Origin of the sequence: Streptomyces sp. NPDC098101 (assembly GCF_044760185.1) — a bacterium.
GTDB lineage: Bacteria > Actinomycetota > Actinomycetes > Streptomycetales > Streptomycetaceae > Streptomyces.
The window spans coordinates 23,791-37,523 of record NZ_JBIWAS010000010.1 but is presented as its reverse complement, the minus strand read 5'-3'; the positions used below and the strand labels follow the sequence as shown (position 1 = coordinate 37,523).

General features: G+C 75.8%; 3 protein-coding genes. All 3 read right to left on the bottom strand.

The features are described 5' to 3' along the window. Nucleotides 1–172: 172 nt before the first annotated feature. From ACIQVI_RS31310 to ACIQVI_RS31300, 3 genes are read right to left on the bottom strand one after another with little or no spacing between them, the layout of a single operon-like run. On the bottom strand, nucleotides 173–4,105 hold the full coding sequence (locus ACIQVI_RS31310; protein ID WP_403602021.1) for an amino acid adenylation domain-containing protein: 3,933 nt from the start codon (nucleotides 4,103–4,105) through the stop codon (nucleotides 173–175). A gap of 33 nt (nucleotides 4,106–4,138) precedes the next feature. Further along, nucleotides 4,139–10,660 carry an amino acid adenylation domain-containing protein gene (locus ACIQVI_RS31305; protein WP_403602018.1) on the bottom strand — a complete coding sequence of 2,174 codons (6,522 nt, stop codon included), beginning with the start codon at nucleotides 10,658–10,660 and terminating at the stop codon, nucleotides 4,139–4,141. After that, a complete protein-coding gene (locus tag ACIQVI_RS31300) occupies nucleotides 10,657–13,701 on the bottom strand; it encodes an amino acid adenylation domain-containing protein (protein WP_403602015.1) in 3,045 nt (1,014 codons plus the stop codon). The genes ACIQVI_RS31305 and ACIQVI_RS31300 overlap by 4 nt, the downstream gene beginning before the upstream one ends. Nucleotides 13,702–13,733: the final 32 nt, after the last annotated feature.

Sequence of the window (13,733 nt, the reverse complement as noted above, 5' to 3'; positions counted from 1 at the left end):
GGCTCCTGGAAGGGGTCGGGGGGCGCGGCCGGCCGCGTGCTGCGCGGCCGGTCCGCGCCGGGGGCGTGGGGGGTGCGGATGGAACGGGAGGGGCGGGCGGACGGGGGACGTGCGGGCGTACGGGAGCGGGGGCGGGGGCGGGGGCTGTCTACCGGGCTACTGGGCTACTGGGCTACTGGGCGGGGACGCCGCTCGGGCGGCCCGCGGCGGCGGCCTCGATGCGGGCGGCGACCTTCGGGACGTTGGGCCGCTCCAGCATCGAGAAGTGGTTGCCGGGCGACTCGTCGATGAGCAGGGTGCCGTCGACGCGGTCCTTCCAGCCGAAGTCCCAGCCGGTGAACAGCTCGGTCTCGGCGCGGATGAGGAGCGCGTCCCCGTGGAACGGCTCGCGCGGGGTGTCCCGGTAGGTGATCAGCGCCCGGGCGTGCCGCTGGTACAGGCTCACCAGGCGGCGCAGGTCGTCGACCGTGGCCGCGTCGGCCCGCTCGTCGTCGGTGCCCCGGGTGAGCCGGATGACGTGCCGCAGGCGGCTCTCCTCGTCGAGCGCCTCCAGCTCCGCCTCGGTGGTCGGCAGCTTGTGGCCGAAGGCGCCGAGGATCGCGGCCGCCTCGGAGGTCACGTACCGGGGCGGTACGGGGTCGTCGATGCTGGCGCTGACGATGGTGAGCATCCCGACCTCCTCGCCCGCGGCCTGGAGCTGGCGGGCCATCTCGTACGAGACCATGCCGCCCATGCACCAGCCGCCCAGGTGGTAGGGGCCCTCGGGCTGGATCGCCCTGACCTCGGAGAGGTAGAGGGCGGCGATCTCCTCGACGCTCTCGGGCCGCGGCACGTCCGGGCCCGCGTACTCGGGGGCCTGGACCGCGAGGAACGGCTGGTCCGGGTGGAGCACCTCGACCAGTTCGGAGTAGCTGAAGACGCTGCCGCCCAGCGGGTGCACGAAGAAGATCGGCGGGCGGTCGCCGCCGGCCCGCAGCGGCACCACCACGCTCGCCCGCGCCTCCTGCTCGCCGTCGACGATCCGGGCGAGCTTCTCCACGGTGCCGCCCTCGATGAGGGTCGCCACCGGCACCTCCACGTCGGTGAGGTCCGGCAGGCGCATGATCACGCGCAGGGCGGAGATGGAGTCGCCGCCCAGGTCCATGAAGGCGTCGGTGACGCCGACGCGTTCGAGGCCGAGCACGTCGCGGAAGACCTCCGCGAGCGCCTCCTCCGTCGGGGTGCGGGGCTCCACGAACTCCCCCGCGCCGGTCTCCTCGCGGCCGGGCGCGGGCAGCCGGTTGCGGTCGACCTTGCCGTTGGGGGTGAGCGGGAAGGCGTCGAGGACCACGAACGCGGACGGCACCATGTACTCGGGCAGCGCGGCGGCGACCGCCGCGCGCAGGTCGGCCGAGGCCGGGGCCTCGCCCTCCGGGGTCAGGTAGGCGGCCAGGCGCTTGACGCCCGGCCGGTCCTCGCGGGCCACCACCACGACCCGGCCGACGCCGGGCTGCCGGGCGAGGACCGACTCGATCTCGCCCAGCTCGATGCGGAAGCCGCGCACCTTGACCTGGTGGTCGGAGCGGCCCAGGAACTCCAGCTCCCCGGAGGGCAGCCGACGGGCCACGTCGCCGGTGCGGTACATGCGGGCGCCGGGCGCGGCCGCGAAGGGGTCCGGCAGGAAGCGGTCGGCGGTGAGGTCCGCGCGGCCCAGGTAGCCGCGGGCCAGGCCGTCCCCGGCGATGTACAGGTCGCCCGCGACGCCGTCGGGGACCAGGGCGAAGGAGGCGTCGAGGACGTACACCCGCGTGTTGTCGATCGGCCGGCCGAGGGTGACGGGCGCCCCGGGCAGCACGCGCTGGAGGCAGGACCAGATGGTGGTCTCGGTGGGGCCGTAGGCGTTCCACACGACGGGGAAGCGCGCGGTCAGCTCGGCCGCCAGGTCGTCGGGGAGCGCCTCGCCGCCGGAGACGACCCGCAGGCCGGGGTCGGCGCCGAGGCCGGCCTCCACCAGGAGCCGCCAGCTGGAGGGGGTGGCCTGCACGAGGGTGGCGCCGCTGTCCTCCAGGAAGGCGCGCAGCCGGGGGCCGTCGACGGCGATGTCCGGCGCGAGCACCAGTTCGGCGCCGGTGATCAGCGGCAGGTACACCTCCAGGCCGGCGATGTCGAAGGAGAGGGAGGTGACCGCGAGCAGCCGGTCCCTCTCGCCGATCTCCAGGTCCCGTCCGAAGGAGAGGAGCAGGTTCAGCAGGGCGCCGTGCGGGATCTGCACGCCCTTGGGGCGTCCGGTGGAGCCCGAGGTGTAGATGACGTACGCGAGGTGGTCGGGGGTCACCTCGACCGGCGGGTCCTCGTCGGGGTGGCCGCTCACGGTGGACGCGTCGACGGCGAGGACGTGCGCGCCCGCCGGGTCAAGGGTCCCGGCCAGGCCGGGGTCGGTCAGGAGCACCGGGACGCGGGCGTCCGCCAGCATGTACTCCAGGCGGTCGGCCGGGTAGCCCGGGTCGAGGGGCACGTACGCGCCGCCCGCCTTGAGGACCGCGAGGAGGCTGACGACCAGTTCGGTCGAGCGGGCGAGGTGGACGCCGACCAGGGTGTCGGGTCCGACGCCGAGCTCGCGGAGGAGGTGGGCGAGGCGGTTGGAGCGGGCGCGCAGTTCGGCGAAGGTCAGCACGTCGTCGCCGCTGCGCAGGGCCACCGCGTCCGGGGTGTGCTCGGCCCGGCGGGCGAGGAGTTCGGGCAGGGTCCGTCCCGGCTCGCGCTCCACGGCCGTGGCCTGCCACTCGGCGGCCAGGCGCTCCAGCTGTCCGGCGTCGAGGAGCCGCGCGGCCTGGGCCGGGGCGTCGGGGTCGGCGACCAGGGCGGCGAGGGCGGCCGTGTAGTAGCCGCCGATCTCGGTGATCCGGGCGGCGGAGAACTGCGCGGCGTCGTAGTTGACGCGCAGGTTGACCTCGCCGGTGGCCGGGTCGGTGCCGAAGTTGGCCGTGAAGGGGAAGTTGGTCTGCTCGAAGAACGCGCCGCCGGTGACCGCGGTGTGGTCGAGGGCCATGTCGTAGCTGCGGAAGCTGCGGTGGTCGACGACCGTCTCGAACAGTTCGGGCCGCTGGAGGTCCTGGAGGAGCTGCGCCATCGGGTAGCGGCGGTGCGCGAGGGCGTCGCTCTCCTGGCGGTGGATCTGCCGGGCGAGGTCGGTCCAGCTGGCTCCGGCCACGTCCGCCACGAGCGGCAGCGTGTTGAGGAACAGGCCGACCACCTGGTCGCCGTCGGCGGTCTCGGGGCGGCCGTTGCTGACCCGGCCGGTGACCACGCGGGTGGCGCCGGACAGCAGGGACAGGACGCGGGCGTGGGCCGCGAACATCACGGCCTTGACCGGCACCTTGGCGCGGGCGGCGGCGGCGCGCAGACCGGCCGTCAGGTCCGGGGGCAGCGGCACCTCGTACACCCGGGCGGTGCGCCGGGGCTCCAGGCCCTCCTCCGCGAGCCGCGGCAGGCCGGTGAACTCGGTGCCGGCCAGGGTGCGGGCCCAGAAGTCGCGGGACGCGTCGCTGCCCAGGGCCTCCTGCTCCAGGGCCAGGTAGTCGCGGAAGCGGGTGACCGGCGCGACGGCTTCCCCGGTGCGGCCGTCGAGCCGGGCGTCGTACCCGGTCAGGAGCTGTGAGGTGACCAGGGACAGGCTCCAGCCGTCCAGGATGGCGTGGTGGAAGCTCAGGTTGAGCTGGAAGTCGTCGTCGGCGAAGACGTGGACGTGCAGTCTGAGCAGCGGGGCGAGCGCGAGGTCGAAGGCGGTGGCCTTCTCCCGGGCCGTCCAGCTGGCGGTGCGCTCCGTCTGCTCCGCGTCGGTCAGGCCGCGCAGGTCCTCGACGGTCAGCGGGGTGGGGACGGAGTCGTACACCAGCTGGACGGGGGCGCTGAAGTTGCTGATGTCGAAGGCGCTGCGCAGGACGTCGGAGCGTTCCACGATCCCGGCGAACACCGTGCGCAGCGCGTCCTCGTCGAAACGGCCGGCGATCCGGATGGTGGAGATGTCGTGGTAGGTGGGCGTCTTGCCGTCCAGCAGGCTGTGGTACAGCATCCCGGACTGCAGGCGGGTCAGGGGGTAGGCGTCGACGATGTCGCCGTGGCTCATTGCGGTCCTCTCAGGGACGGTCGGGAGAAGGGGTCACTTGGCGCGCAGCTTGGCCAGGTCCGCCGGGGAGAGCAGGCCGAAGGCGGCGACCTGCCGCGGCTCGGCGGGCCGCCCGGTGGCTTGCCCGGGGGTCCGTCCGGCGTTTTGCCCGGCGTTTCGCTCGGTGCGCGAGGCCAGCCACGCGGCGATCGCCTCGACCGTCTGGTGCGCGAACAGTTCGGTCAGCGGGATGTCGAGGCCCTGTTCCCGGGCGAGGCCGACGACCCGGACGGCGTGCATGGAGTCGCCGCCGATCTCGAAGAAGTTGTCGGTGGCGCCGACCCGGTCGAGCCGCAGCACCCGCTGCCACAGCTCGGCGAGCGTGCGCTCGGTGTCGTCGCGCGGGGCGACCCGGTCGGTTCCGGCGGGCCGCTCGGGCACGGGGAGCGCCGTGCGGTCGACCTTGCCGTTGGGGCTCAGCGGCAGACGGTCCAGGACGACGAACGCGCTCGGCAGCATGTGCTCGGGCAGCAGCCGGGCCAGACCGGCGCGCAGGGCGGTGCGGTCCGGGACGGGGACGGCGATGTCGGGGGTGTCAGAGGTGCGGTCCGGTGCGGTACCGGGGACGTCCGGGGTGCGGTCCGGTACGGCGCCGGTGGTGTCCGGGGTGAGGTACGCGACGATCCGGCGGTCGCCCGGGGAGTCCTCGCGGACGATCGCCACGGCCTGTCCGACGCCCGGCTGCCGCATCAACGCCGCCTCGATCTCGCCGAGTTCGATGCGGAAGCCGCGCACCTTGACCTGGTGGTCGATGCGGCCCAGGTACTCGACGACGCCGTCCGGGCGCCAGCGGGCCAGGTCTCCGGTGCGGTAGAGGCGGGCGCCGGGCGGGCCGAACGGGTCGGGCACGAACCGGTCGGCGGTCAGGCCGGGCCTGTCGCCGTAGCCGCGCGCCACCTGCACGCCGCCCAGGAAGAGTTCGCCCGCGACGCCGATCGGCACCGGGGCCAGGAGCCGGTCCAGGACGTACACCCGGGTGTTGGCGATGGGCGCGCCGATCGGCACGCTCGACCGGTCCTCGCCGGGGCGGCTGGACCAGCGGGTGACGTCCACCGACGCCTCCGTGGGCCCGTACAGGTTCTCCAGGGCGGTGTCCGGCAGGGTGCGGTGCAGGCGCCGGGTCAGTTCGAGGGGCAGGGCCTCGCCGCTGCACACCACGAGCCGTAGCGAGGTGCACCGCTCGGCCGGCGCGGCCGACAGGAAGGTGTCCAGCATCGGCGGTACGAAGTGGCAGACCGTGACCCGTTCGTCCTGGATCAGTCGGGCCAGGTACTCGGGGTCGCGGTGGCCGCCGGGCCGGGCGAGCACCTGCCGGGCTCCGGTGAGCAGCGGCCAGAACAGCTCCCACACGGACACGTCGAAGCTGATCGGCGTCTTCTGCAGCACCGTGTCGGAGGCGTCGATCCGGTAGGCGTCCTGCATCCAGAGGAGCCGGTTGACGATCCCCCGGTGCGGCACCTGCACGCCCTTGGGGCGGCCGGTGGAGCCCGAGGTGTAGATGACGTACGCGAGGTGGTCGGGGCCCGCGGTCGGTTCGGGCGCGTGGTCGGGCCGTCCGGCCGCCGGGTCCCCGTCCACGACCAGGACCTCGACGCCCTCGCCCGCGAGGGAGGCGGCGTCCGTGCCGGGTCCGGTGAGCAGCACCGGCACCCGGGCGTCGGCCAGCATGAACTCCAGCCGCTCGGCGGGGTAGCCGGGGTCGAGCGGCAGGTAGGCGCCGCCCGCCTTGAGCACCGCGAGCAGGGCCACCATCAGCGCGGCCGAGCGCTCCAGGTGCACGCCGACCACCACGTCCGGGCCGACGCCCAGGTCGCGCAGGTGCCAGGCGAGCCGGTTGGCGCGGCGGTGCAGTTCGGCGTAGGTCAGCCGCTCGTCGCCGCAGCGCACGGCGGTCCGTCCGGGGGTGCGCGGGGCCTGCTCCTCCAGGAGGGAGGTCAGGGTGCGCTCCGGGTCCCGGTCGGTGTCGGTGGCGTTCCACTCCTCCACCACCCGGCGGCGCTCGTCCGTGCCGAGCAGGTCCAGGGCGGTCACGGCCGCGTCCGGGTCGGCCGTCACGGCCGTGAGGCAGGTGACCAGGTGTCCGGCGAGCCGTTCGACCGTCTCCGCGTCGAAGAGGTCGGTGTCGTAGTCGAGCCAGCCCAGGATCCGGTCGCCGTCGTCCAGCATCCGGAGGTTCAGGTCGAACTGGCTGTTCGCCTCGGAGACCTCGACCAGTTCGCCGGTCACCCCCGGTGCGTCGAAGGTGCCGAGGCGGACGTTCTGCAGGGCGAACAGGACCTGGACCAGGGGGCTGCGCGACAGGTCGCGCTCGGGGGCCAGCTCGGTCACGAGCCTGCCGAACGGCACGCCCTGGTGCTCGAACGCCGTGAGGGCGTGGTCGGTGACCCGGCCGAGGAGTTCGCCGAAGCCCGGTGCGCCGCGCAGGTCGAGGGCGAGCGGCACGGTGTTGAGGAAGCAGCCGACGAGGTCCTCGAACTCGGCGCGCTCCCGGTTGGCGACCGGGGTGCCCACGAGCAGTCGTTCCTGGCCGGTGTGGCGGGAGAGCACCACGCCGAAGGCGGACAGCAGCGTCATGAAGAGGGTGCTGTCGCGCTCGCGGGACAACTCCCTGAGCTTCCGGGACAGTTCCGTGTCCAGGGCCAGGCGGTGGCGGGCGCCGCGGTGGGCCTGGACGGCGGGGCGGGGCCGGTCGGTGGGCAGTTCGAGCACGGTCGGCACGCCGGCCAGCCGCTCCGTCCACCGGCCGACCAGGTCCTCCAGCGGCCGTCCGTCGAGGGTCTCGCGCTGCCAGCGGGCCACGTCGGCGAACTGCAGCCCGGTGCCCGGGTCCGGGGTGCCGCCCTCGACGGCCGTGCGGTAGGCGGCCGACAGGTCGTCGAGCAGGACGGCGAACGACCAGCCGTCGAAGGCGATGTGGTGGGCCGTCAGGACGAGGAGTCGCTCCTCGTCGCCCGACCGCAGCACCAGGACGCGCAGCAGCGGGCCCGTCGCCAGGTCGAACGGCTCCTTGGTCTCCGCCATCGCCCGCGCGAGGGCGTCGGCGGCCGGGTCCGGCGCGTCGCGCAGGTCCCGCTCGCGCACCGTCACCCGCGCGTCCGCGTCCACCCGCTGGACCGGTACGCCGTCCTCCAGGGCGAAGCCGGTGCGCAGCACGGCGTGGCGGCGCACCACGGCGTCCACCGCCGTCCGGAGCGCGGCCGTGTCCAGGGGTCCGCGCAGCCGCAGGACGAGCGGCATGTTGTACGCGGCGTCGCCGGGCCGCAGCTGTTCCTCCAGCCAGAGCCGTTCCTGCGTCCACGACAGCGGCGCCGGCGCGTCCAGGGGGCCGCGCGGCACGCCCGGTTCGGGCACGGAGCGCGCGGTGGCGCCGGCTTCCCCGATCAGCGCGGCCTGCGCGGCGACCGTCGGGTGCCGGAACAGGTCCCGCAGCGTCAGCTCCACGTCCAGCGCCCGGCGCACCCGTACGAGGACCCGGCTCAGGAGCAGGGAGTGCGCGCCCAGGGCGAAGACATCGTCGCGGGCGCCGACCCGCTCCGCGCCGAGCACCTCGCGCCAGATTCCGGCGAGCCGCTCCTCCAGGGGTCCTTCGGGGGCGGCGTACCCGCCGACGGCGCTCTCCCGGCGGTCGGCCCCGAGCGCGCGCAGGGCGGCCCGGTCCGGCTTGCCGTGGGGGGTCAGGGGCAGCGCGTCGAGCACCACGAACGCGGACGGCACCTTGTAGTCCGGGAGCCGCGCGGCCAGCGCCGTGCGCAGCGCGGTCAGGTCGGGCCGGGCGCCGCCGGTCGCGAGGTGGCCGACCAGGCGGTGGCCGCCGTCCGGGTCGGGCTCGGCCAGGACGACGGCCTGGCGCACGCCTTCGAGGCCGGTCAGGGCGGTCTCGATCTCGGCGGGCTCGACGCGGAAGCCGCGCACCTTCACCTGGTGGTCGGCGCGTCCGAGGTGGTCGAAGAGGCCGTCCGGGCGGAGCCGGGCGAGGTCGCCGGTGCGGTAGACGGGGCCGGGGGCGAAGTCCAGGGTGCCGAATCCGGAGCCGTCCACCACGTCGGCGTACCGTGCGAGGTGGGGGGTGCGGACGACGAGTTCGCCGACCTCGCCGAGTGCGGCGGGCCGGTCCCCGGCCGCCACGAGGAGCTGCACCTGGTCGATGCCCCGGCCCAGTGGCACCGGGCCCTCGCCCTCGGGCGCGTCCTCGCCGCCGCGCCGGACCACGTGCACCGACACGGCCTGCGGGGTCTCGGTCGCCCCGTAGAGGTTGAGCAGGTCGGCGTCCGGGGCGAGGGCGGCCCAGGCGCGGACCGTGCGGTACGTCAGGACGTCGCCGCCGAAGCCCGCGAGCCGCAGTTCGGGCCAGCCCTCGGGGGCGGAGGCGGCGAGGGCGGAGGCCAGTGCCGGGGTCAGGTGCGTGACGGTGATCCCGTCCCGGCGCAGGGAGGCGGCGAGCGCCTCGGTGTCGCGCGGGTCGGCGCCGGGGAAGACGGCGGTGGCCCCGGCCCACAGCGGGGCGAGCACGTCCCGCAGGAACGGGTCGTGGCCCAGGCCCGAGAGCACCGAGAAGCGGTCCCCGGCGGTGACGCGGAACTCCTCGGTGTACCAGGCGAGGAAGTGCGCCAGCGGGCCGTGGGTGCCCAGGATCCGGCGCGGGCGGCCGGTGGTGCCGGAGGTGAACGCGACGTAGGCGGGGTCGCCCGCGGCGGGCGGGGCGGGGGTGTGCGAGGGCTTGCCGGCCGCCTCGTCCGTGTCGTCCGTGTCGTCCTTGTCGAGCGGGACGACCGGGGCCGAGGCGAACGGTGCGACGGTCCGGCCGGGGGCGGCCTCGATCCACGCGGCGGGCTTCGCCTCGGCCGCGCGCAGCTCCGACTCGGCCCGCGGGTGGGAGGCGTCCAGGATCGTGAACGCCGCCCCGGCCCGCAGTGCCGCGAGCAGTGCCACCACGGTCCGGGGGTCCCGGTCCGCGTGCACGGCGACCACGTCGCCGGGGCCCACGCCCACGGCGCGCAGCCGGGCGGCCGTGCGGGCGGCGGTCCGGGCGAGTTCTCCGTACGTCCAGACGCGTCCGGCGCCTTCGAGGGCGGGCCGTCCCGGGTGCAGTCGGGCGTGCTCGTCCAGCCGTTCCAGGACGGATCCCGGGTAGTCGGCGGGCAGTTCGGCGGCCAGGCCGGGGACGAGGGCGGCGGCGCGTCCGGTGGCCAGGGCGAGGTCGGCGACCGGGCGGTCCGGGTCGGCGGCGGCCTGGGCGAGCACCAGTTCCAGCTGTTCCAGGAGGTCGGCGACGCGCTCGGGCAGGAAGAGGCCGGAGTCGTACACCGCCTCCAGGGCGAGGCGTCCGCCCTCGGTGGAGACGTACAGCGTCAGGTCGAACTTGCCGTCGATCTCCGGGAACGGCAGCTGTTCCACCGTGCAGCCCGCCAGGGCGAGGGGGGTCGCGGGCGGCAGCACGTTGAAGAAGACCTGGACCGGTCCGCCGCGCCCGCCGTCGCCGGGCGTCCGGCCGGACGCGAGGCGGTGCAGCGGTGCCCGCTGGTGCGCGAAGGCCTCCAGGGCGCTGCGCTTGACCCGCTCGACGAGTTCGGCGAACGACGGCCCGCCGGTCAGGTCCAGGCGTACGGGAAGGGAGTTGAGGAAGCAGCCGAGCGCCCGGTGCTCCCCGGCGCGGCGGCTGGAGACGGGGGTGCCGACCAGCAGGTCGTGGCGGCCGGTCTGCCGGGCGAGGACCACGCCGAAGGCGGCGAGCGCGGTCATGAAGGGGGTGGCCCGGTGGGTGCGGCCGAGGTCGCGCACCGAGGCGCTCAGCTCCGGGGAGAGCAGCAGGCGCCGCTGGGCTCCGGCGCGGTGGCCGCCCTCCGCGCGGGGCCGGTCGGCGGGCAGGTCGAGGGTGCGCGGCGCGCCGTCGAGGTAGTCGCCCCACCAGTCGAGCAGGCCGTCCACCGCCTCGTCCGTCAGCCGCTCCCGCTCGGCGCGCACGGCGTCGTCGAACTGGCCGACGGGAGCGGCCGGTTCGGCGGGGTCCCGGCCGTACAGCTCCGACAGTTCGGCGAAGAGCAGTCCGAACGACGTGCCGTCGAACACGAGGTGGTGGGCCGTCACCACCAGCAGGTGCGCGTCGTCGGCGGTGCGCACGGCGAGGACGCGCAGCAGGGGTCCCGCCGCCAGGTCGAAGGGGCGGTGGGCCTCCTCCAGGGCGGCGGTCCGGGCGGCCCCTTCGGCGTCGGTCGCGGCGCGCAGGTCCAGGAGGGCCACGCGGACGCCTGCGGTCGGCAGCACCCGCTGCACGGGGGTGCCGTCCACGTCCGTGAAGACGGTGCGCAGGGCGGAGTGCTGGGCGACGACGGTGTCCACGGCGCGCTGGAGGGCGGCGAGGTCGAGGGGGCCGGAGACCCGGGAGATCACCGGCATGTGGTAGGCGCTGCCGCCGGGCCGCAACTGCTCCTCGACCCAAATCCGTTCCTGGGTGTACGTGAGCGGGAACGGGTCGGCCGCTCCGGCGACGGCGGTTCCGTCGACGAACGTGTCGGTCATGTCAGGTCCTTGGTGAGCAGCAGGTCCAGCTCGGAGGCGAACAGGTCGGTCAGCAGGGCGTGGGCGGCGGGCGGCAGCAGTCCCTCGGGCGCGTGGAGGGCGCCGGTCAGCTCCTCGCCGTCCTCCCACAGTTCGCAGACGAGTTCCGCCTGCGGGCCGAGCGGGGGCGCGGGACGGGGACGCAGGACGGTTTCGCCCAGGCGCACCGGGGCGTTGACCCGCTGGAGCGCGAGCACCGTCTGGTAGAGCGGCATCCGTCCGCCGGTGGGCCGGGGGGCCAGGGCGGCGATCTCGTCGGTGGGCAGCGCGGCGTGCGCGAGGGCCCGCAGCAGCCGTGTGCCGACCAGGTCGACGAGTTCCGCGCCGCCGGTGCCGGGCTGTCCCGTGACGCGTACGGGGATGCCGTTGGCGAGGTAGCCGACGGTCCGTTCGTGTGCAGGGGCGCGGTCGGCGACGACGGTGCCCACGGTGAGGTCGAGCTGTCCGGTCCAGGTGGACAGGGCCCGCCACCAGGCGGCGAGCAGCAGGGTCAGGGCGGGGGTGCGGTGGCGGGCGGCGGCCGCGTGGAGCCGGGGGGCGGTTCCGGCGGGCAGGGGGACGGCGCGGCCGGTGACCGGGGTGGTCCACAGGGTCCGCATGGCGGGGGCCGGGACGGGCAGGGCCAGGGGTTCCTGGCCGGCCAGCTCGGCGCGCCAGAAGTCCCGTTCGGTTCCGGTGGCGCGGCCGGTCGCCGGGGGCGCCGGGGCGGGGGCGGGCGCTGTGCCCGACCAGGCGGTGGCGAGGTCGGCGAGCAGCACCTGCTCGGAGTGGGCGTCGTAGACCGCGTGGTGGACGGCGATCAGGAGGGTGTGCCGGTCGGCGGAGCGGGAGAGCAGTCCGGCCGCGAGCAGCGGCCCGTGGGCCAGGTCGTGGACGGCGGAGGCGAGTTCGGCGGTCAGGGCCTCCTCGGTGGTCCCGGTCGCCGACGCGCGGACGAGCGGGACGGGCGCGGGGGCCGGGGACACGGCGCGCCGGGGGCGCCCCCGGTCCGGGGGGAACGTGGTGCGCAGCGCGGGGTGGGCCGCCGCGACGGCGGTGAGGGCCGCTTCGAGCCGGTCCGGGTCGACCGGTCCGGTGACCTCGACGCGGCTCGTCGCCACGTGGCCGGGCGCGCCGGGTGCCAGCCGTTCCGCGATCCAGAACCGCCTTTCGCCGGGAGAGAGCCGATCGCCGGGTTCGCCCCGCTCTTCGGCGGTCCGCTCCCCGGCGGTCCGGCGGGGGCGGTGCGCGGCGAGTTCCTCCAGGGCGCGGACGGTGGCGTGCCGGTAGACGTCGAGCGCCGAGAGTTCGACGTCGAGGAGGCCGGACAGGCGGGCGGCGATCCGGAGCACCTGGAGGGAGTGGGCGCCGAGGGCGAGCAGGTCCTCGTCCTCGGTGAGCGCGGGCGCGTCGAGGATGCCGCGCACCGCGCGCAGGGCCGGGGAGCCGTCCGTGACGGCGGCGGGCGTCGTCGGCAGGGGGCGTACGAGGGCTTCGACGGCCCGCAGGTCGGCCTTGCCGGTCGGGCCGAGCGGCAGCGCGTCGAGCCGGACGAACCGGTCGGGCCGCAGGTAGCCGGCGAGCAGTCCGCGCGCCGCCCGCGCGAGCTCCTCGGGGGCGGGGCCGTGTCCGGGTTCGGTGGTGTAGGCGCACACGGTGCCGGTGACGGTGCCCCCGGCGTCGCGCCGAGGGATCAGGAAGCACTCCTTGACGCCCGTGGTCCGGCCGAGCACGCGCTCGACCTCGCCGGGTTCGACGCGGAAGCCCCGGATCTTGAACTGGCGGTCGGCGCGTCCCACGTACGACAGGCGGCCGCCGGGGGTCATCCGGACGAGGTCGCCCGTGCGGTAGACGCGCACGGGGCCCCGGCCGGGGACGTCCAGGGCGGTGAAGCGCCGCGCGTCCTCCTCGGGACGGTTCAGGTAGCCGAGCGCGAGGCCGCCGCCGCCGACGAGGAGTTCGCCGGTCTCCCCGTACGGGACGGGGGCGCCGTCGGCGTCGACCACGGCGAGCAGGGTGTCGCGGATCGCGGTGCCGACCGGGATCCCGTCCGCCTCGTCCAGGTCGGCGGGGGTGACGGGGTGGGTGGAGACGAAGACCATCGACTCGACCGGGCCGTAGCCGTTGGTGAGACGTACGGCGGGGTGGGCGGCCAGGAACCGCGCCACGTGGGCGGGCGAGAGGCGTTCGCCGCCGGTCATGACGTGGCGGAGGCCCGTGAAGGCGCCGGGGTCCTCGTCGACGATCAGGTTGAGCAGGGAGCTGGTGAGCCACAGGGTGTTCACGCCCCGCTCGCGCACGAGGCGGCGCAGCGCGGCCGGGTCGAGGGGCCCCCGCGGCACCTCGACGGCGCAGCCGCCGTTGAGCAGCGGGCCGAAGACCTCCAGGGCGCCGCCGTCCCAGTAGGGGGCGGCGACCATGGGCATCACGGTGTCCGGGCCCAGCTCGCCGTACCCGCCGTGCAGGAAGGTGCGCACGAGGGCGCGGTGCGGCACGGCGACGCCCTTGGGGCGGCCGGTGGAGCCGGAGGTGAAGAAGACGCAGGCGAGCGCGTCGGCCCCGACGTCCGCCGCCGCCGCTCCGGTGGGGTCCTCTTCTCCGGTCGGCAGCGGTACGACGGGCAGTTCGCCCGGCACCGCGTCGGGCCGGCCGGTGCCCGCCGCGTCGAGCACGAGCCGGGCGTCCAGGTCGTCGAGGACGCCGGCCAGCCGCTCGGCGGGCCACTCGGGGTCGACGGCCGCGTAGGCCGCGCCCGCGAGCAGCACGCCGAGGGCGGCCACCGCGAAGGCCCCGCCGGGACGGGCGAGCACGGGCACGCGGTCGCCGGGGCGGACGCCGTGCCGCAGCAGCTCCGCGCGTACCGCCCCGGCCGAGGCGACCAGTCGGCGGTAGGTGACGGTTCCGCCGCCGGTCCGCAGGGCGGGGGCGTCGGGGGTGCGCGCGGCCACGTCGAGCAGCGCGCGGTGGGCGGTGGCGTCGTCGGGGACGGGGGCGCCCGGCCCGTGGGACAGTGATCGTTTCATGGTTACGGCGGCGGTGCCGCTCACGTCCGTTC